The organism is Geodermatophilus ruber, assembly GCF_900114385.1.
Lineage (GTDB): Bacteria > Actinomycetota > Actinomycetes > Mycobacteriales > Geodermatophilaceae > Geodermatophilus > Geodermatophilus ruber.
Map to the genome: position 1 here is coordinate 45,470 of NZ_FOSW01000017.1, position 19,154 is coordinate 64,623.

Consider the following 19,154-nt stretch of genomic DNA (forward strand, 5'->3'; position numbering starts at 1 on the left):
CCTCAGGCGTCGACGGGGGTCGACGGAGGCCCGCCCGGGGGATGCGGGCCGTCGACGGGTACGGACGGGAACCTAGGGACGGGGTGGCCCGGCGCGTGTCCCAAATTGAGACGGCCGGCGGCGGGCAGGCCGGAGCGGCCGGGCGGACACTCCCGCCCGGCCGCGGCCGCGCTCAGCCCATCGACGGCCCCAGCCCCAACGACTGCGGGGTGCTCGCGTCCGGGGAGGGCTGGGGGAGCCCCTCGTCCAGCGGGCCGAACTCGGTCATCAGGGACTTGTTCCAGGGGGTCTGCTCCTCGGCCACCAGGGAATCGGTGGTCAGGACCAGACCGGCCACCGAGGCGCCGTTCTGCAGGGCGGAGCGCACCACCCGCAGCGGGTCGATGACCCCGAGGTCGATCATGTTGCCGAACCGCCCCTCCAGGGCGTCGAACCCGTCGTCGACGGCCATCATCCCGACCTGCTTCACCACCTCCTCGGCGTCGTGCCCGGCATTGGCGGCGATCAGGTGCACCGGTCCGGTGAGCGCGCTGCGCACGATCTCCACGCCGACCCGGTAGTCGCCCTGCACGTCGAGGCCGTCCAGGGCCGGTTCGGCGTGCAGCAGGGCCGCCCCGCCGCCGGCGACGATGCCCTCGGCCATCGCCGCCCGGGTCGCCTGCAGGGAGTCGTCCACGCGGTGTCGGATCTCCTTGGCCTCGGCGTTGGTCGGTGCGCCCACCCGGATGACGGCGGCCTTGCCGGAGAGGCGGGCGATCCGCTCGGAGAGGAAGTCCTGGTCGGTGCCGATCGTGGCCCGCTCCAGCTCGGCGTGCAGCTGGGTCAGCCGGCGCTCCCGGGCCGCCGGGTCGCCGTGCCCGCCGATGATCGTGGTGTGGTCACCGGTCACCCGGACCTGGTCGGCGCGGCCGAGGTGGGCGGTGGTCATCTGTTCCAGGGCGAACGACGACGCCCGCGAGTGCACCCGCCCGCCGGTCAGGGCGGCCATGTCCTCGAGCAGGTGGATCCGCTTCTCGCCGAAGCCGGGCGCCTGGATCGCCACGCACTGGAAGATGCCGGTCACGTGGTTGTGCACCAGCATCTGCAGGGCCGTCCCCTCGACCCCCTCGGCGATGATCACCAGCGGCCGGGGCTCCCGCATGATGCTGTCGAGCACCGGCATCAGGGTCTTGATGTCGGTGATCTTGTGCGCGGTGAGCAGCACGTAGCAGTCGTCGACGATCGCCTCCAGCCGCCCGGGGTCGGTGACCATGTAGGGCGAGACGTAGCCGTTGTCGAACTCGAAGTCCTCGACGAAGTCGACGTCGATCCCGAGCACGGGGGAGTCCTCCACGGTGACGACGCCGCCGTCACCGACCGCGTACAGCGCGCCGGCCACCGCGGTGCCGATCGTGTCGTCGTCGTTGGCCGAGATCGAGGCCACCCGGCGGAAGTCCTCCTCGGTCCGCAGGGGGTGGGCGACGCCGGCCAGGTGCTCGACCAGCCGGGCGACCGCGACGTCGATCCCGCGCTTGACCAGGACCGGGTTGCCGCCGCTCTCGATGGCGGCCATCCCCTGGCGGACGATGGCCTCGGCCAGCACGATCGCGGTGGTGGTGCCGTCGCCCACGGTGTCGTTGGTCTTGATCGCGGCTTCCTTGACCAGCTGGGCGCCCATGTTCTCGAACTGGTCCCGCAGGTGGATCTCCCGGGCGATGGTCACCCCGTCGTTGGTGACCTCCGGGGAGCCGGTGATCCGTTCCAGGATCACGTTGCGGCCCTTGGGTCCCAGCGTGCTCTTCACCGAGGCGGCGAGCTGTTCGACACCGCTCTGCAGCAGCCGGCGCGCGTCGCCGCCGAATCGCAGTTCCTTGGCCATGGGTCCTCCTGGGTGCGCGGGTGGGGAGGGAGGAACACGAACCCCGTCCCGGGAGGGCCGAAATGGCCATTTCGGCCCTCCCGGGACGGGAGACGGGGAGGAGGGGTCAGCCGGTGGACGACCGGGCGGCGGGGACGTCGGTCTCCGGGCGGGCGACCGGCAGGTCGAAGCCCAGGTACTCCGCCGCGTCCTCGGGGTTGGCGAACATGATGGTCCGGTCGTCCTCGTGGACCATCCGCCCGTAGTGGGTGGACATGCTCTCCTCGAGGTCGGCGGAGGTGAACGACCCCGCCTCCTCGCCGAGCGCCTCGGCCAGCTCGTCGTAGACGAAGTCCATCCGGGTGTCGGCGTCGACACGGATCATCGACGGCAGGTAGGTGACCGTGACGCCGGCCTTGTCCCGCATGGTCTCGGCGATGACGTGACCCACCTGGTCGTTCATCAGGGTGATGCCGGCGCGGTTCGACGAGGTCTTGTTGACGGCGCCGAACGTGCTCGTAGCCGTGGTGGTCACTGGGCCAGCTCCTTCGGGGTCTCCAGGCCGAGGTCGCTGACGATCCCGGCGAAGCGGTTCTTGGCGTGGTCGAGGGAGTCCTCGAAGCGGGGCGGCCGCGCGTCGGGCTGCGACCACAGCGGCTGCAGGGTGCGGGCCGCGTCGAGGCAGCGCGGCACCCAGGACGACAGCCAGCCCTGCATCAGCTGCCGGTTGTGGTCGGCGAACTCCCGGTCCTGCACCAGCGGCCCGAAGCAGGCCTGGGTCCACCGCAGGTCGCGCTGCGCGTAGTCGTACTCGCCGGCCCCGACCACGGTCGGGGTGACGAAGTCCCCGTTGCCGGGGGCGGCCTGCATGACCAGGCCGCTGCGGAACAGCTCACCGATCAGCGGCTCGAAGACGACGTTGGTCGCGAAGATCGCCTCGCCCCAGTCGTCCTCGATCGCCGGCAGCGCTTCGGCGACCTCACGGACGCCCTGCCACTCCGCGTCGTCGTTCCACGCCGAGAGGTGCGCGGTGCCGTCGAAGCCGGGGACCTCCTCGGTGAGGGTGAGGTTGTACAGCGCGAGGTCCTGGGCGAAGCGGATCTTGTGCGCGCTGTTCACCGCCATGGCGGTGTTGTGCATGTTGGTCGGGCCCGAGCGCTCGTTGGCGGCGAAGACGTAGAGCCCCAGCAGATGTTCCACGTGCATCCAGGCGCCGACGCTGCGCTCCACGAAGGTCACCCAGTTCCGGCTCCACTGGTCGAAGGCCTTCGCGTTGCGGGCGTTCTCGATGTTCTGGTTGACCTGCCGGACGACGTTGGCGTTGTACCGGTAGATCGTCTGTTCCCACTCCTCGTTGGGGTCGCGGAACTCGTGCCAGCCGTGCGCCGGCCAGTTCAGACCGCGGCCGCCGCCACCGGTGCCCACGCCGCGCTCGGGCTCGGGCTCGTCGACGCCCCAGGCCTTCAGCTTCGTCCAGGTCAGGGGGTAGCCCCGCTCGCCGTCGGCGAAGCCGTAGATCCAGCCCTGGCTGAGGTAGTGCCGCGGGTCCGGCTGCACCTCGACGGTGACGTCCTCGTAGTGCGTCTGCTTGCGCTTGGCCGGCGTGTAGTAGTTGTAGCGCCGGGCGCTGGCGCCGGAGTCGGGGAACTCCTTGGCGCCCGCCTCGGCGTCGGTGAAGGCCGGCTTGGGGACGCTGCGCGGCGGGCGCTCCGAGGTGCTCTCGGCTGGACGGGGGGTGGTTGTGGTCATGGTCAGTCCTCGCCTTCCGGCTCACCGGTGGTGGTGAACTTGTCGTAGAAGATGTGGTCCTCGCTGCGTCCGAGCCGGGTGAGCGTGGCGATCGCCGCCTCGACCATCGGTGGGGGGCCGCAGACGTAGGCGTCCACCCCGCCCAGCCCGGTCTCCCGGCGCGCGACGACATCGGTGATCAGACCCGTCTCCCCCTCCCAGCCGTCGTCCCCGGACGGCTCGGACAGTGCGGGGACGTACGTGAGGCCGGGCAGTTCCTCCTGCAGCCGGGTGAGCTCCTCCCCGAAGCACAGGTCGCCCCGGGTCCGCGCTCCGTAGTAGAAGGTGACCGTGCGTTCGATGCCCCGCTCGGCCATGGAGCGGAGCAGGGCGAGCAGCGGCGCGAGGCCGGCCCCTCCTCCGATGAACAGGAGGTCTGCGCTGGTGCTCTCCCGGAGCCGGAAGGCGCCGAAGGGCCCCTCCACGCTGAGCCGATCGCCCATCTGCAGCTTCTCCGCGAGATGGCCGGAGAACAGCCCCCCGGGATAGACCTTGATGACGAACTCGAACAGTCCCTCCCGGTTCGGGGTGTTCGCCATCGAGAACGAGCGGGTCGCATGGTGGCCGGGTACCTGGAAGTCCATGTACTGGCCGGGGAAGTACTTGATCTCCTCGGGTTCCAGGAGCCGGACCACCAGGTGTCGCATGTCGTGGGTCACCGGCTCGTTCGCGACGACCTCGACCGTGCCCTGCCGGAGGGGGAGCCCGGAGGCGATCATCTCCTCGTCGTAGTTCAGGAGCTCGATGACGAGGTCCTCGTAGGCGTGCGCCCGGCAGAGCAGGGTCGAACCCTCCTCCCGCTCGAAGTCGGGCAGGGCGAAGGTGGAGTAGCTGTCCAGCTCGATGTCCTCGCCCTCGAGGACGAAGGACTTGCAGGAGGCGCACTGGCCCTCCTTGCAGCCGTGCATGAGCGCGACCCCCTGCTCGGCCGCGGCTCGCAGGATGGTCTGGTCCGAGTCGACCTCGATCTCGATGCCGACCGGCTCGAACCGGACGGAGTGCTTCTCCCCCACGACGATCACCTCTCCGTCGGCGGTTGCTCCCGCGGCCGGGCGCGCGGCAGCCCGGGGCGTCCCGCGCCGGGACGCCGAGCCGGTGCGTGGACGGCCGGGCCCGCGGGGGAGGGCCGGGAGCACCCGACCCTCCCCCTCGCCTGACCCGCGCTCAGGCGCCTGCGGGTGCCGGACGGCCGGCCGGGCCCTGGCGGTTGTAGTCCGCCACGTAGGCCGCCCGTTCCTCGTCGGTCATCTGGTTGAACAGGACGTTCGGGCTCTGCAGCGGGGGCAGCCGCCGCAGGTGGTCGAGGGTCCACATCTTCTTCGGGTCGAGGTTCAGGTGCGGCTGCGCCGTCATCGTCTTCCCGTCGTCCCGGACGTAGCCCATGTCGCTGACGACCTCGTCCCAGGTCCAGCCGTGGTACAGCGTCTCCCACTCGCGGTGGCCGACCAGCTGGCCCATGTTCGGGGTCTCGCGGCCCTGGTAGACCGGCCGGAATGCCTCGACGTCGGTCCACCGGCAGGTCTGGCTGCAGTACGTGCGGTGGTGGCCGTCGACCTCGGCGGTGCACATGTCCTCACGGATGAGGCAGGGCACCATGCAGGTCCAGCAGCGCTGCGGGTACACGTAGTCGACGTCCTCGCCGACGATCGGCTTGTGGCCGTTGGGGATGGCGAGCCGGCTGTAGTTCTCCCACCACTTGCCGTACTTGTCGTACCAGCCCGGGTACTTGTGCTCGAACCACTCGAAGTCCTCGTCGGTCATGCCGTCGATGCGCCAGTAGTTCGCCAGCCACCCGGTGGCGAAGAACTGCGCCACCTCGTGCACGTAGCCCTTGTTCCAGATCCGGTTCCAGGCCTCCTCCACCAGGTCGTGCGGCACGGTGAGGCCGTACTTCTCCAGCGGGACGAGGTAGCTGCGGTAGTAGTCGTCGTAGATCCAGCGGCGCCACATCTCGGCGTAGGACTCGCGGTCCTTGCGGCGGTCCTTCGTGCCGTACTCGATGAAGGTGCCGATGGCGGCGTCGACCACCGCGTGGTTGTTCCACCAGGCGTAGCGCAGGTCGCGCTCGAGCAGCTGCCGGTTGCTCTCGTCCGACAGCGCCATGAGCAGGGTCGCGTACCCGTTGGAGATGTGCCGGGACTCGTCGGACTGCACCGAGTGGAACACGGTCGGCAGCAGGTAGTCGCCGTTGGCCGCCGCCTCGGCCGGCATCGCCACGAACAGGGTGTTGGTGAACGCGGTCTCGGCCACGATGGTCAGGTAGATGCTGGCCGCGGTGATGGCGTCCCCGGTGATGAACCCCTCGGCGAACTGGCGGCCGATCGTGCCCGCGTAGTCGTTGTGGAAGTTCCGCAGGCTGTTGTTGAAGCCGGCCGGGTCGATGTAGTTGTTCATGTACAGGCGCTTGAGGTTCTGCTGGATCGTCGAGTGCCGGACCTCGTCGATCATCTGGATCGCCTGACCGTTGTGCAGTTCCGGATTGGGCACCGCCTGGAACAGCATCGGCATCGAGCGGGCCGCGGAGATCTCCGGCAGCGGGATGATCGACAGGAACAGCTTCTGCCACTCCAGCCAACGCTCCTGCACCTGGCGGAACATGTTGCCGCGGATCGCGCCGTCCTCAGCGCCGTAGACCCGGTTGTCTTTCTCCTCCTCCATCGGGAAGTACGAGCGCAGGATCTGCTTGAGCGGGTCCTTCTTCTGCGCCTTCCGGAAGGTGTAGTCGGTGCCGTACTTCATGTACGGCTCGTGGTACACGGGGTCCCAGGCCAGTTCCTGGATCTTCTGGTGGGCCTTGGCCAGGCTCTGCCGACTCACGTCGTCTCCTCACGGTTGTGGTCGGGGGACTCGGTCGGTGCCGGCCGGCCCGGACGACGGTCGGGCCGGTGCGGCACCGCGCCTTCCTCTCCAGGAGTCCTGACGGGCGTCGGCGCCCCCGGAGGTGTGCGAGCCGGCGACGGAGGGTTCCCGCGTCGTCTCGTGGTGAGGATCACACCGCGTGGGCGCGTGTCGGGTCGTCTAAATATGAGACATTGCTTGGCTCGTCGTGCTCTAAGGTCGCTCCTGTCGCGCCCGAGGGGACGGCGTTCCGCGCCTCCCCCTCCCCGACGGGAGGTCGACGATGACCGAGCCCATCGCCCTCGAACCGGGGCGGCTCCTGGCAGGCCGCGCGGCCGCGCTCGACCTGGAGTGGACGTCGCTGCGCGGCGGGCCGGAACCCGGTGGCCCGCAGGTCGCGCGGGCCCGGATGTCCTTCCTCGGTGGCGAGACGGTGGGCCAGGGCGTGGTGCGCCAGCCGATCCTCGCCTCCTGGACGCGCTCCCGGCTGTGGGAGGTCGACCCCGACCGCCTCGACCTGCTGCTCGATGCCGACCTGGAACGGGACACCCTGCTCACCCGGGCGGCCGAGCCCGTGCTGCGCGACATCGCCGACCTGTTCGCCACCGAGCCGGTCAGCGTCATCCTCTGCGACGCGAAGGGCGTGGTCCTCAGCCGGCGCACCGGTGACTCCGGGCTGGAGCAGCACCTCGACCGAGTCTGGCTCGCCCCCGGCTTCAGCTACGCCGAGGAGTACGTCGGCACCAACGGCATCGGCACCGCGCTGGAGGGCCGCCGCCCGGCGCAGGTCTTCGGGCACGAGCACTACGTCGAGCACCTGGAGGACCTCGCCTGCGCCGGTGTCCCGATCCGGCACCCCATGTCGGGGAAGGTGCTCGGGGTCGTCGACCTGACCTGCTGGCGGCGGGACGCCGGCCCGCTGATGGTGGCCACCGCCGGGACGCTGGCGCAGCGGGTCGAGCAGGTGCTGCTGCGCCAGTCGGGGCGCGGCGAGCTCGCGGTCCTCAACGACTACCTGGTGGCCTGCCGGCGCAATCGCGGGCCGGTGCTCGCGCTCGGCGAGGACCTGCTGATGCTCAACGACCGGGCGCGCGAGCTGCTCGACCCCGCCGACCAGGAGCCGCTGCTCGCCGAGGCGTGGGAGGCGCTGGGCGCCCGCCGGCGGCACCCGCTCGTGCTGGACCTGCCCAGCGGCCGGACCGCCCGGGTGTACTGCCGGCCGACGGTGACCGACCGCGGGGTCGTCGGCGGCGTCCTCGACATCCACCTGACCAGCCCGGGGAGCAACGCGGGCCGGCCGTCGATCCCCCGCCCGCGTGCCCCGCTGGCCACGGCCGTCGGGTCGAGCCCGGCCTGGACCAAGTGCTGGCAGGCGGTCGACCGGCACCTGCAGGCGCGGGAGTGGCTGGTGCTGGCCGGCGAGGCGGGCAGCGGGAAGACGACGCTGGTCCGCGGCGTGCACCAGGGGCGCTCCCCGGCCGCGAGCCTGCGGGTGCTCTCGGCCGAGGACTTCGGGCCCCGCTGGAGCGCCGAGATCGAGGAGGAGCTGGCGACCAGCGGGGGGACGCTGGTGATCCGGCACGTCGACCGGCTCTCCGCCCGGGACGTCGACGAGCTCGCCGAGGTGCTCGAGCCCTGTCGCGAGTCCGCCGACGCGGACCGGCCCTGGGTGGTGGCCACGGTCACCACGACCGCGCGGGAGCCGGCGGTCGACCTGTCCCGCCTGCTCGCCTGCTTCCCGCGGACGATCGACGTCCCCCCGCTGCGGCACCACGTGGAGGACGTCGCCGAGCTGGTGCCGCACCTGCTCGCCCGGCTGGCGCACGGCCCGGGGCCGACCTGCCCGCCGGAGATCCTGCGGGTGCTCATGCACAACCGCTGGCCGGGCAACGTCGAACAGCTGGTGCAGGTGCTGCGCAAGGTGGTCGCGAAGCGGCGGGCCGGGCCGATCGAGCTCCGCGACCTGCCGACCGAGTGCCTGCTCAAGACCCGTCGGCTGCTGAGCCCCCTGGAGCTGCTCGAGTGCGACGCGATCGTGGGTGCGCTCGTGGAGACCGGCGGGAGCAAGGTGGAGGCCGCCCGCCGGCTGGCGATGTCGCGGGCGACCATCTACCGCAAGATCCGGGACTACGGCATCGCCGTCCTCCCCTCCGGCGCCGTCGGGCAGGGGGGATGAGCGCCGTGGCGGCCGGGCCCCTGCCCGCCGGGGGTGGTGGGCTGCGCCGGATCCCGGGGGCCGTGACCGGGCGGACGGTCTGCATCGCCACCTGGCTGGTGGTCCTCGCGCTGGTCGGGGAGCCCGCCTGGCTCGCGGTGCTGTTGGCACTGGGCCTGGCGGGGGTGTGGGCCGCGCCCCTGGTCGTCGCGCGCCGGCGACCGTCCGGGCCGGCCCAGGCGCCCGGCCCCCCGGCCCGGCCGGGCCCCTGACGCGGACTGCGTGCGCCCGGTGAGGCGACGATCACACGGAGGATGCGGGGCCTTCCGTGCCCCTGGCCGGGTATAGTTCAACGTTGGCGAAGGGGAGTAGCCCCCAACGACGCGGTCGACACGCTGACGAACGCCGGTTCTCCGGTAGACGTCCGGCCGCGCGGCCCCGCTCCGGCGAGGCGGGCGAGACCTTCGGCCCAGGCAGCAGCAGACTGCCGGGCCGAGGTTTCATGCCCCGGTCCCGGCCGGACCAGAGAGGCCCACCCGCTCCGTGGACGCAGTCCTCCTCAGCACACTCGTCTCCTTCGGCGTCATCTTCGTCGCCGAGCTGGGGGACAAGTCCCAGCTCATGGCGCTGACCTTCGCCACCCGCTTCCGGCCGTGGCCGGTCATCGCCGGTATCACCATCGCCACCGCCATCGTGCACCTGGCCTCGGTCGGCCTCGGCTACGGGCTCGGTGCCGCCCTGCCCACCGGCTGGATCGGGCTGACCGCCGCGATCGCCTTCTTCGCCTTCGGTTTCTGGACCCTGCGCGGCGACGTCCTCACCGACGACGAGAAGGAGAAGGCCAACCGGGCCGTGAAGTCGGTCGTCATCGCCGTCGGCACCGCCTTCTTCCTGGCCGAGCTGGGCGACAAGACCATGCTGGCCACCATCACGCTGGCCACCGACTACGGCTGGTTCGGCGTGTGGCTCGGCTCCACCCTCGGCATGGTCGCCGCCGACGCGCTCGCGATCGTCGTCGGCCGGGCGCTGGGCAAGCGGCTCCCCGAGCGCGTCATCGCCTACGGCGCCGCGGCGCTGTTCTTCCTGTTCGGCATCTGGCTGGCCATCGAAGCGGTCGTCGAGCTGACCTGACCGGTCGTGGGCCGCCTCCTGCCGACCAGCAGCGGGGCGGCCCACACCGGAAAACCGGCTGCGGCGGCGCCGGGCTGCGGGCTACGGTCCCCGCATGCCGTTCCGTTGACCCACGTCCCCGGACGCACTGATGCCCGCGGCCCGGCGGTTCACCCGGCTGGCCGTGGGGTGGGCCGCGCTCTCGGAGCTGGTGCCCTACTACCCGCTCTACGCGCTGCTGTTCCTCGACACCGGCCTCGACGCGGCCGAGGTGTCCGCGCTGTTCGCCGTCTGGTCGATCGCCGGCCTGCTCACCGAGGTGCCCGCAGGTGTGCTGGCCGACCGCTGGTCCCGCCGCGGCGCGGTGGTGCTCGCCGGCGTGCTGCAGGCGGCCGGTTTCGCGCTGTGGACGGCGGCGCCCGGGACGGTGGCCTTCGCGGTCGGCTTCGCCGTCTGGGGCGTGGCCGGGGCACTGGCCTCCGGCGCCGTGGAGGCGCTGGTCTACGACGGCCTGGCCGCCCTCGGCGCGCGGGACTCCTACGCCCGGGTCAACGGCTGGATGACCTCGGCCGAGCTGCTCGTGCAGGTGCCCACGGCGGCCGCGGCCACCGTGCTGTTCGCCGTGGGCGGGTACCCGCTCGTCGGGTGGGTCAGCGTCGGGGTGTGCCTGGCCGCCGCCGCGCTCGCGCTGCGCTTCCCCGAGGCCCGGCACGTCGCCGAGGACGACCCCGCGGGCGCCCTGCGGCAGGGGCTGGCCCAGGCGCTGCGCCGTCCGGGCCTGCGGCTCGTGGTGCTCGCCGTCGCGCTGCTCGGCGGCCTCGACGCGGTGGAGGAGTACATCCCGGTGATGGCCCGCGACTGGGGCGTGCCGACCGCCGCCGTCCCGGCCGCCGCCCTCGCCGTCGCGCTGGCCGGGGCGCTGGGCGCCGCGCTGGGGGGCCGGGCCGAGCGGCTGCCCACCCGCTGGCTGCTCGCGCTGCTGGTGGGCGCCGGGCTGAGCCTGGCGGCTGCAGCCCTGTGGGCCCGGCCGGCCGCGCTCGCCGCGGTCGCCGCCGGGTACGGGCTGTACCTGGCGGTGCTCGTCGTCGCCGAGGCCCGGCTGCAGCACCGGATCGTCGGTGCACACCGGGCGGCGATCACCTCGGTGGCCGGCCTGGGCCTGGAGCTCGCCTCGCTGCTGGTCTTCGCCGCGTGGGCGGTGGGCGGGCCGTTCGCGGTCGCGGGGCTGTTCCTCGCCGTCGTCCCGGTGGTCGCCGCGGGGCTGCACACCCGCACCCCGGTGGCCCGGTAGCCGACCGTCCGCGCTGAGAGCCCGCCGCCTCAGGTCACCGGGTGGGCCGCCTCGGCGGCCGCCGTGGCCGCGCGGAGCACCTCCTTGACCGGCAGGCCACGCTCGCGGGCCAGCGCGGCGACGTCCTCGAACTCCACGCTCACGTTGACCGGCCGCCCGCCGGCGACGGCGAGCTTCACGCCCACCCGCCCGCCGAGCACCTCCACCGACCCCGTTGTCCGCTCGAGCGCCACCTTGCCGACCGGCACCACCCGCAGCCCGATCGTGGAGGTCGTCGCGAAGACCGCCGCCTGCACCGCCGCGACCCGCTCGGGCGGGCACAGCGCGGAGAGGGTGTGCGCGGGCCGGCCCTTCTTCATGAGGATCGGCGTGAGCCAGGCGTCCGAGGCGCCCGCGGCGTGCAGGGTGTCGAGGACGCCCGGCCACAGCCGCGGGTCGAGGTCGTCGACGTTGGCCTCGAGCACGACCGTCGTCGCCGGGGTGGGGCCCGCCGGCTCGCCCAGCACCAACCGCACGACGTTGGGCGCCTCGACCGGGTCCCGGGCGCCGGCGCCCACCCCCACGCGCTGCACGCGCATCGGCGGCAGCGTCGTCCACTCGTCCACCCGGGCGGCCAGCAGCGCGGCCCCGGTGGGGGTGCACGCCTCGGCCGGGACCGGGCCGGCGTGCACGGGCGCGCCGGCGAGCAGCTCGAGCACGGCCGGGGCGGGCACCGGCACCACGCCGTGCGCGCTGCGCGCCGAGCCGCTGCCGAGCGCGACCGGCGAGGCGGTCAGCCGGTCCAACCGCAGGTGCTCCAGCGCCGCGACCACGCCGACCACGTCGGCGAGCGCGTCCAGCGCGCCGACCTCGTGGAAGTGCACGGTCTCCGGCGCCACGCGGTGCACCCGCCCCTCGGCGAGGGCCAGCCGCTCGAAGACGGCGAGCGCCCCGTCGCGCACGGCCGGGGCCAGGGCGGCGCCGGCGAGCAGGGCGCGGACGTCGTCCCACGTCCGGTGCTCGGTGGTCACCGGCGCGTGCACGTGCACGCGGGTGGCGCCCAGCCCGTGCCGGCTCACGAGCTCGGAGGTCAGCTCGATGCGCTCGACCGGGAGCGCGGCCACGGCGGCGGCCGGCACGTCGAGCGGCACCCCCGCGTCGACCAGCGCGCCGAGCAGCAGGTCACCCGAGGCGCCCGCCGCGAGGTCCAGCCAACCGATCACGCCGTCGTCCTACCGGACGACACCGCGGCCAGGCGCCGTCCCCGACCTGGTCCTCCTGGCGATGCGGGCGGCGAAGACACCGGCGGCGTGGCCGTTGTCGATGTTGCTCACCACGACGCCGGGGGAGGCGGAGTTGAGCATGGTGATCAGGGCGCTGAACCCGCCGAACGAGCCGGGCTGCCCGGTCGAGGTGGGGACGGCGACGATCGGCACGTCGGTCAGCGCCGCGACCAGGCCGGCCAGCGAGGCGTCCAGCCCCGCGACCACGACCAGGCAGTCGACGTCCTGCAGCGCCGCGGGGTCGGCCAGCAGCCCGCGGATCCGGGTGCCGCCCAGGTCGTCGACCCGCACGACCTCGGTGCCGGTGATCCGGGCGACGAAGGCGGCCTCCGCGGCCACCGAGGTGTCGCCGCCGTTGCCGCTGAGCACGGCAACCCGGCCGACGGCCTCGGGGAGCGGGCCGACCGCCGCGGACATCGCCGCGGCGTCGACGGTGGTGTAGGCGTCGTGCTCGCTCGCCAGGGCGACCAGGGTCTCGGCGGTGGCGCGCACCACGACCGCAGGCCGGTCGGGGAACTGCCGGCGCGCCTCACGGACCAGCGCCAGCACCTGCTCGGTGGTGCGGCCGGTGCCCCAGATGACGTCGGGCTCGGAGGGCACATCGCGGAACGGCAGGGCCGGGGCGGGGGCCGTCGTGCGCGCGGGCTCGGCCGGGCCGGAGGAGGCCGGCGGGGCGGGTGCCAGCGGCGGGTCGGTGGGGCCGCCCAGGCCCAGCGGCGGGTCGACGAGGAGGGGGGCGAAGCCGCCGGGATCGCCGGTCGGGTCGTCCAGCGGGGAAGGCTGCACGGCAGGGACACTAACCGCCGCGGGGACCTTCTCCGGGGCTCCGACCAGGGCCGTGTCGTCCCCGGCAGGCTCGTCCGTCACAGCCGCCGCAGCCGCCCTCGGCGGGCCGAAGAGCGCGTCCAGCGGGCTGGCGCCGGCCCGGGTCTGGGTGACCGCCGAGAGCCGGACGACGCGGTCGCGGCCCCGCCGCTTGGCGTCGTAGAGCACGCCGTCGGCGGCGGCGAAGAGGGTGCGCCGGTCGTCGCCGCGGGTCGCCGAGGCGATCCCGACGCTGATGGTCACCGGCAGGCCGACACCGAGGCCGGCCCAGTCGTGGGCGGCGACCGCGCGGCGGGTGCGCTCCAGGGCGCGCTCGGCCTGCTCGGCGGTGGTCTCGGGCAGCAGGATGACGAACTCGTCGCCGGCCCAGCGGCAGACCTCGTCGGTGTCCCGGACGCCGGCGACCAGCAGCTCGGCGACCCGGCGCAGCACGGCGTCGCCCCCGGGGTGCCCGACGGCGTCGTTGATGGTCTTGAACCGGTCGACGTCGACCACCGCGAGCGCCGGCGCCGCGCCGGAGGACAGCAGCCCGTCCAGCCGCGCCTCGGCGTAGCGGCGGTTGGGCAGGTGGGTGAGCGGGTCCTCGTAGGCCTGCCGGCGCAGCTGCCCGGCGGCCCGCTCGGTCTCCAGCAGGCTCTTGCGCCGGCCGAACAGCTCCACCCAGCGGGTGCGCCGCTCGTCGACCCGGTCCAGCTCGTCGGCGAGGTAGGCCTGCAGGTAGGGCAGGGCCCGGCCGGCGTCGTCCAGCTCGGAGTGCAGCGTGCACAGCTCGCGCAGCGCCGCCCGGCGCAACCGGGAGAGGCCGTGCTCGGTGGCGATCGCCAGCGCGCCGGCCAGCTGCTCGTCGGCGCCCGCACCGTCGCCCTGCCGGCGCAGCGCCCGGCCCAGGGCCAGCAGCGCCGCGGCCAGCAGGTCGCGGTCCCCGGAGGTCGCGGTGGCCCGGACGGCGGCGCGCAGCGGGCCGGCCGCGGCGGTGTGCTCGCCCAGCCCGACCAGCGCCCAGCCGTGCACCACCTGCGCGGCGACGACGGCCTCGGCCGACTCCGGGGGCAGCAACGCCAGCGCCTGCTCGGCCAGCCCCCGCGCCTCGGCGAAGTGCGGTCCGGCCGACTCCGGGACGCCGTCGTCGAGCAGCCCCTCCCCGAGCTCGGCGCACAGCTCGCCCAGCCGGGTGGCGGTGCGGGCCACGAGGACGTCGGCCTCCCCGTCGGCGGCATCCAGCGCGCCCGGGGTGGCCGCCGCCTGCACGGCGGTCTCGTGGGCCCGCCGCTGGTAGTCCAGGGCCAGCGGCATGAGCTCCAGGTCGGCGAGCACGCCGGCGAGCGTGCTCAGGGTGTCGACCAGCAGCAGCGACGCCGGGAGCCCGGGGTCGAGCAGGCTGGCCGCCTCCACCGCCTCGTCCATGGCGGCGTCGACGCGGCGGGACAACAGCTCGATGCGGGCGTGCCGGGCCAGCCCGGCGGCTCGCTGCAGGTCGTCGGCGGTCGCGTCGAAGGCGGCCCGGGCCGAGCGGACCAGGGCGATGGCCAGGGCGGCGCGGGCGGCGCACTCCGCGCGGAGGTCGCCGTCGTCGCCCGGCCCGTCGCCGTCGATCAGCTCGGCCACGCCCGCGTGCAGGTCCAGGGCCGGCGGGGAACCGGTGCCGTGCGGCGGTTCGACCGGGTCGCCGACGAGGGTGAAGCCGGCCTGGCGCAGCCGGCGGACCAGCAGCTCGGCGTGCAGGGTGTCGGCCCAGGCCCGGCCGAGGTCGGCGGGCTCCTCGGCGGGTTCCTCGTCGGGGGAGCCGTCGCGGGGGGCGGGGGCCGCGTAGGGGGAGAGCTCGCCCTCGACGCCGGCGAGCAGCTCCTCGGCGTCGTCGAGCCGCCAGTGCGCGAGGGCGGCGGTCACCCTCTGGTGCAGGGTTCCCGGTGGCACGAGCGCACTGTGCACGGCGGTGGGGTTGGTGTCGAGCACCGGTCGGGGGGCGCGCCGGAGGGTGTGGTGCGCGTCGTCCGTTTCGTCACAGGAGCCCCATCCGGGCTGGGCGCTCACGCCGACCCCCCGGCGGCCGGGCGGGCGCCGGGCGCGCGCACCCGGTTGCGGCCACCGCGCTTGGCGGAGAACAGGTGCAGGTCGGCGGCGTCGAACAGCGAGCGCCAGCCCACCGGCTCGTCGGCGGCCGGGCAGGCGGTGGCCACACCGATGCTGACGGTGACCGGTTCGGGCAGCTGCAGGTCGCCCCAGTCGGCGCCGGCCACGGCGGCGCGCAGCCGTTCCATGGCGGCCAGGGCCTGGTGCTCGGTCGCCGTCGGCAGGACGACGAGGAACTCGTCGCCGGCCCAGCGGTACACCTCGTCGCCGGTGCGGCTGTGCTCGCGCAGCAGGTGGGCCACCCGGCGCAGCACCTCGTCGCCGTGCGAGTGCGAGGTGTCGTCGTTGACGGCCTTGAACCGGTCGATGTCGACGACGGCCAGCGACAGCGGCTGCTCGTCCAGCCGCAGGCTGCGCAGCCGGCGCTCGGCGCTGCGCCGGTTGCCCAGCCCGGTGAGCGGGTCCTCGAGGGCGTGCCGGCGGAGCAGGTCGGTCTGCCGCTCGGCCTCGCGCAGCCGGCTGCGGCGCACGAACATCTCCGCCCACAGCTCGCGGCCGCGGGCGTGCGCCCGGCCGGTGTCGGCGCGGTAGGCCTCCAGCCAGTGCAGCGCCTCGGCGGGGCGGCCCATCGCGGCGGTGCTCTGCCCCAGCTCGAGCAGGCACTGGCGGTAGCGCCGCCGGTCGCCCGCGGCGGCGAAGGCCCCCGCGGCGTCGACGAGCAGGTCGGTCGCCTCCGCGCCGTGGCTCCCGCCGGCCTGCGCCTGCGCGAGCCGGCCCAGGAGCTGGGCCAGCACCAGGTCGGCGTAGCCGCGCAGCCAGGTCCCGCCGTGGGCGTGGACCCGCCGGTGCGCCCGGCGCATCGGCCCGATCGCCTCGTCCAGCTCGCCGCGGCAGGTCAGCCCCCACGCCTGGACGACATCGAGCAGGTCCTGCTCGGCGGGGTCGGGCTCCCAGTCCAGCGCGCGGGCGGCAGCGGCGCAGTCGACGGCCACCCCGGCCAGCTCCCGGGAGCGCTCGACGCGGCCGCGCCGGTGCAGGGTCTGGGCCAGCTCGGCGTGCTGCTGGGCGCACAGCCGCAGCAGCAGCCACTGGTCGGCCACGTCGGGCAGCGCCGCGGCGATGACGTGGCCGCGCAGCGCCTGGGTGACGGCGAGCTCCTCGAGGTCGAGGGCGGTGAGGGTCAGCGACAGCCACAGGTGGGCCTGGTGCAGCGCCCGGGACGGCCGGCCGGCGGTGGGGCTCTCGGTGAGCAGGCTGGCGTCGACCGCGAGCAGCATGGCGGCGTCGAAGTGGTCGGCGGTGGCCTCGACGTGGGCGAGGTAGGCCAGGGTCAGTGCGGTCTGCGGGCCCGGGGGGCAGGCGCCCAGGGCCTCGCGGGCCGCCGCCACCCCCGCCGCGGTGGCGTCCAGGTCGGACCCGACCAGCCCGCGGCGGGCGTCCAGGGCGTGCCGCCAGGCGATCCAGCGCGGGTCGGTCGAGGCGGCGAGGGCGTCCTCGACCCGCTCGTGCTCGGTGACGAAGGCGGCGGGGTCCTCCCGGTCGTTGACGGCCAGCAGGCGCCAGAGCGCAGCATCGAGATCACTCTCGGTGAAGCGCACGGTGCCAGGCGTCACGCATTCCTCCATCGACGGGGTGTCGGCCGGTGCGGCCGTTCTCTGCCGGCAGCGAGGCAGCTTCCCCCGGGGGGAGCTACCGCCCCGACCCCGCCGCACTACCCTCGTCGGATGCGTGCGACGCCTCCGACTCGGTTCGCCTATCTGGGCCCCGAGGGTACCTTCGCCGAAGCGGCGTTGAGCAGGGCCGTTGCCTCCTCGGAGGGAGCCCGGTATCCCGCGCCGAGCATCGCCGCCGCGCTGTCGGCCGTCCGGATCGGGGACGCCGACGCCGCTCTCGTCCCGCTGGAGAACTCCGTCGAGGGCTCGGTGCCGGCCACCATGGACGGCCTGGCCGACGGCGAGCCGCTGCTGATCACCCGCGAGGTGTTCCTGCCGGTGTCCTTCGTGCTCGCCGTCCGCCCGGGCACCGAGCTCCCCGACGTGGGCAGCCTGGCCAGCCACCCGCACGCCCTGGCGCAGACCTCCCGCCGGCTGACCGAGCTGCTGCCCCGCGTCGTCCCGCTGCCGATCGCCTCCACCGCCGAGGCGGCCCGGCTGGTAGCGGCCGGGAAGTACGACGCCGCGGTCTGCGCCCCGTTGGCGGCCGAGCGCTACGGGCTCACCGCGCTGGTCGACGACGTCGCCGACCACCCCGGCGCGGTGACCCGGTTCGTGCTGGTCGCCCCGCCCGGCCCGCTGCCCGCGCCCACCGGCAACGACAAGACCTCGCTGGTCGCCGTCGTCGGTGACCGCACCGGCGCGCTGCTGGAGCTGCTCCGCGAGTTCGCCGTCCGCGGGATCAGCCTGACCCGCATCGAGTCACGCCCGACCCGCGAGCGGCTCGGCGTCTACTCCTTCTCCCTGGACTGCGAGGGGCACGTCGCCGACGCCCGGGTGGGGGAGGCGCTGGCCGCGCTGCACCGGGTGTCCGACGACGTCCGGTTCCTCGGCTCCTACCCGCGCGCCGACGGCCGGGAGAACAAGCCGCTCGAGCCGACGTCCACCGACGCCGCCTTCACCGAGGCCAGCGGCTGGCTGGCGGACGTGCGCGCCGGCCGCGCCTGAGCCCGCACCTTCCGCCGTCCGCGTCAGCGCAGGCGGGCGCGCAGCTCGGTGACGATCCGGCGGGTCACCGGGGCGTCGACGCCGAGGCGGTCGGCGGCCCGCAGGACCGCCCCGCCGATCGCCTCCAGCTCGGTGGCGTTCCCCGCGGCGGCGTCCCGCTGCATCGAGGACCGCATCCCGCCCGGGACGCCCTGCATGAACGCGAGCGTGGCCGCGGCGTCGGATGCGGCGCCGTCGGCCCGGGCCACCGCGGCGACCTCCTCGACCACCGCGCGCAGGTCCTCGCCCCGCTGCTCCCGGACGGTGCCCAGCGGCGCGCCCAGGGTGGTGGTCAGCAGCGCGACCGGCGCGAGGAAGGCCAGCTTGTCCCACAGCAGGCCCGCCTCGTCCGGGCGGACGGCGACGTCCAGGCCGGCCTGCTCGAGGGCGCTCGCCAGCGGCTCGGCGCCCGGGGCCAGCTGGACGGCGGCCAGCTGGCCCTCGTGCCGGATCTCGCCCGGCGCCGTCCGGCTGGCCACCACCCGGATCGCGCCGGCGACCGTGCGGGCCGCGGGGTAGCGCTCACGCAGCAGGGCCATGTGCTCGATCCCGTTGAGGAACGGCACGAGCACGGCGCCGTCCAGGACGTCGGCCGGGACCCGTTCCAGGGCGGTCTCGAGCTGGGTGGCCTTGGGCGTGACCAGGACGGCGTCGACCGGCGCGTCCAGCCGTTCGGCGCCGCGGGCGGGTGCGGTCAGCTCGCCGTAGCGGTCGCTGGTCAGCCGCAGCCCGCGCTCCTCGATGCGGGCCGCCGTCGCCGGCCCGGCGAGGCAGAGGACGGCGTGGCCCTGGCCGGCGAGGAGGGTGCCGAGCAGCCCGCCGACGCCGCCGGGACCGAGCACCGCGATCCGAAGAGTCTCCACGCGCCGACGCTATCCGTCCGACGCGGGCCGGCTCGCCGGGCCGGTGCGTGCACCCACCGGCGTCTCCGGCGGCGGCCTCAGAGGTAGAGGCCGGTGGACTCCTCGATCCGCTCGGCCGCGACGGCGTGCACGTCCCGCTCGCGCAGGATGAGCAGGTCCTCGCCGTGCACCTCGACCTCGTGCTGGTCCTCGGGGGAGAAGAGCACCTGGTCGCCCACCTTCACCTGGCGGACGCTCGCGCCCACACCCCGCGCCTCACCCCAGATCAGCCGCTTGGCGACCTGGGCGGTCGCCGGGATCAGGATGCCGCCGCTGGAGCGACGCTCACCGTCCTCCTTGCGCAGCGCCACGAGGATGCGGTCGTGCAACATCTTGATCGGCAGCCCGCTGCCCTTGACCTCGAGCACGGTGATCAC

At 74.4% G+C, this 19,154-nt stretch carries 15 protein-coding genes; 5 read left to right on the plus strand and 10 right to left on the minus strand.

Going from position 1 to position 19,154, the window contains the following annotated elements:
• Window positions 1–172: 172 nt before the first annotated feature.
• The 5 genes from groL to BMZ50_RS21110 all read right to left on the minus strand — a co-directional run bounded on the left by groL (window position 173) and on the right by BMZ50_RS21110 (window position 6,442).
• Window positions 173–1,858, minus strand: coding sequence for a chaperonin GroEL (gene groL, locus BMZ50_RS21090; RefSeq protein ID WP_091329168.1), 1,686 nt, complete (start codon window positions 1,856–1,858; stop codon window positions 173–175).
• Between the two features lie 106 nt (window positions 1,859–1,964).
• Window positions 1,965–2,372 (minus strand): propane 2-monooxygenase effector subunit MimD, encoded by a 408-nt coding sequence (gene mimD / locus BMZ50_RS21095; RefSeq protein WP_091329170.1) that lies wholly within the window; start codon window positions 2,370–2,372, stop codon window positions 1,965–1,967.
• Window positions 2,369–3,586 (minus strand): ferritin family protein, encoded by a 1,218-nt coding sequence (locus BMZ50_RS21100; RefSeq protein ID WP_091329172.1) that lies wholly within the window; start codon window positions 3,584–3,586, stop codon window positions 2,369–2,371. The genes mimD and BMZ50_RS21100 overlap by 4 nt, the downstream gene beginning before the upstream one ends.
• A 2-nt stretch (window positions 3,587–3,588) precedes the next feature.
• Entirely contained in the window at window positions 3,589–4,638 is a 1,050-nt protein-coding gene (locus BMZ50_RS21105; RefSeq protein ID WP_091329270.1) for an FAD-binding oxidoreductase, read from the minus strand.
• Window positions 4,639–4,789: 151 nt separating this feature from the next.
• Window positions 4,790–6,442: a ferritin family protein gene (locus BMZ50_RS21110; protein WP_091329174.1), complete on the minus strand. Its 1,653-nt coding sequence runs from the start codon at window positions 6,440–6,442 to the stop codon at window positions 4,790–4,792.
• Between the two features lie 304 nt (window positions 6,443–6,746).
• On the opposite strand from BMZ50_RS21110, the gene BMZ50_RS21115 reads away from it, so the two are divergent.
• The 4 genes from BMZ50_RS21115 to BMZ50_RS21130 all read left to right on the plus strand — a co-directional run bounded on the left by BMZ50_RS21115 (window position 6,747) and on the right by BMZ50_RS21130 (window position 11,019).
• Complete coding sequence (locus BMZ50_RS21115; RefSeq protein ID WP_091329176.1) at window positions 6,747–8,639, plus strand: sigma-54-dependent Fis family transcriptional regulator; 1,893 nt, start codon at window positions 6,747–6,749, stop codon at window positions 8,637–8,639.
• The gene (locus BMZ50_RS21120; protein WP_143087245.1) at window positions 8,636–8,890 is read left to right on the plus strand and encodes a hypothetical protein; all 255 of its coding nucleotides are present in this window, start codon (window positions 8,636–8,638) and stop codon (window positions 8,888–8,890) included. The genes BMZ50_RS21115 and BMZ50_RS21120 overlap by 4 nt, the downstream gene beginning before the upstream one ends.
• Window positions 8,891–9,161: 271 nt before the next feature.
• A complete protein-coding gene (locus BMZ50_RS21125) occupies window positions 9,162–9,749 on the plus strand; it encodes a TMEM165/GDT1 family protein (protein WP_091329179.1) in 588 nt (195 codons plus the stop codon).
• Window positions 9,750–9,879: 130 nt separating this feature from the next.
• Window positions 9,880–11,019 carry an MFS transporter gene (locus BMZ50_RS21130; RefSeq protein ID WP_245753782.1) on the plus strand — a complete coding sequence of 380 codons (1,140 nt, stop codon included), beginning with the start codon at window positions 9,880–9,882 and terminating at the stop codon, window positions 11,017–11,019.
• A 29-nt stretch (window positions 11,020–11,048) separates the two neighbouring features.
• Here the strand turns inward: BMZ50_RS21130 and larC are convergent, their stop codons facing one another.
• The 3 genes from larC to BMZ50_RS21145 form a co-directional block, all read right to left on the minus strand.
• Window positions 11,049–12,221: a nickel pincer cofactor biosynthesis protein LarC gene (larC, locus tag BMZ50_RS21135; RefSeq protein ID WP_091329180.1), complete on the minus strand. Its 1,173-nt coding sequence runs from the start codon at window positions 12,219–12,221 to the stop codon at window positions 11,049–11,051.
• 9 nt (window positions 12,222–12,230) lie between these two features.
• Window positions 12,231–15,020 carry a diguanylate cyclase domain-containing protein gene (locus BMZ50_RS21140; RefSeq protein ID WP_245753783.1) on the minus strand — a complete coding sequence of 930 codons (2,790 nt, stop codon included), beginning with the start codon at window positions 15,018–15,020 and terminating at the stop codon, window positions 12,231–12,233.
• Window positions 15,021–15,133: 113 nt separating this feature from the next.
• A complete protein-coding gene (locus BMZ50_RS21145; protein WP_091329183.1) occupies window positions 15,134–16,789 on the minus strand; it encodes a GGDEF domain-containing protein in 1,656 nt (551 codons plus the stop codon).
• Window positions 16,790–16,900: 111 nt separating this feature from the next.
• On the opposite strand from BMZ50_RS21145, the gene pheA reads away from it, so the two are divergent.
• Entirely contained in the window at window positions 16,901–17,836 is a 936-nt protein-coding gene (pheA, locus tag BMZ50_RS21150) for a prephenate dehydratase (protein WP_091329186.1), read from the plus strand.
• Between the two features lie 23 nt (window positions 17,837–17,859).
• Here pheA and BMZ50_RS21155 read toward each other — a convergent pair whose 3' ends face one another.
• Both BMZ50_RS21155 and BMZ50_RS21160 read right to left on the minus strand, forming a co-directional pair.
• Window positions 17,860–18,738 (minus strand): ketopantoate reductase family protein, encoded by an 879-nt coding sequence (locus BMZ50_RS21155; RefSeq protein WP_218146375.1) that lies wholly within the window; start codon window positions 18,736–18,738, stop codon window positions 17,860–17,862.
• A gap of 77 nt (window positions 18,739–18,815) precedes the next feature.
• Window positions 18,816–19,154, minus strand: coding sequence for a GroES family chaperonin (locus BMZ50_RS21160; RefSeq protein ID WP_245753785.1), 339 nt, complete (start codon window positions 19,152–19,154; stop codon window positions 18,816–18,818).

What these genes read in the sequence shown, in the direction of transcription:
- groL (WP_091329168.1), bottom strand. Translation starts at nt 1,858, where the DNA reads ATGGCCAAGGAACTGCGATTCGGCGGCGACGCGCGCCGGCTGCTGCAG.
- BMZ50_RS21100 (WP_091329172.1), bottom strand. Translation starts at nt 3,586, where the DNA reads ATGACCACAACCACCCCCCGTCCAGCCGAGAGCACCTCGGAGCGCCCG.
- BMZ50_RS21115 (WP_091329176.1), top strand. Translation starts at nt 6,747, where the DNA reads ATGACCGAGCCCATCGCCCTCGAACCGGGGCGGCTCCTGGCAGGCCGC.
- BMZ50_RS21120 (WP_143087245.1), top strand. Translation starts at nt 8,636, where the DNA reads ATGAGCGCCGTGGCGGCCGGGCCCCTGCCCGCCGGGGGTGGTGGGCTG.
- pheA (WP_091329186.1), top strand. Translation starts at nt 16,901, where the DNA reads ATGCGTGCGACGCCTCCGACTCGGTTCGCCTATCTGGGCCCCGAGGGT.
- BMZ50_RS21130 (WP_245753782.1), top strand. Translation starts at nt 9,880, where the DNA reads ATGCCCGCGGCCCGGCGGTTCACCCGGCTGGCCGTGGGGTGGGCCGCG.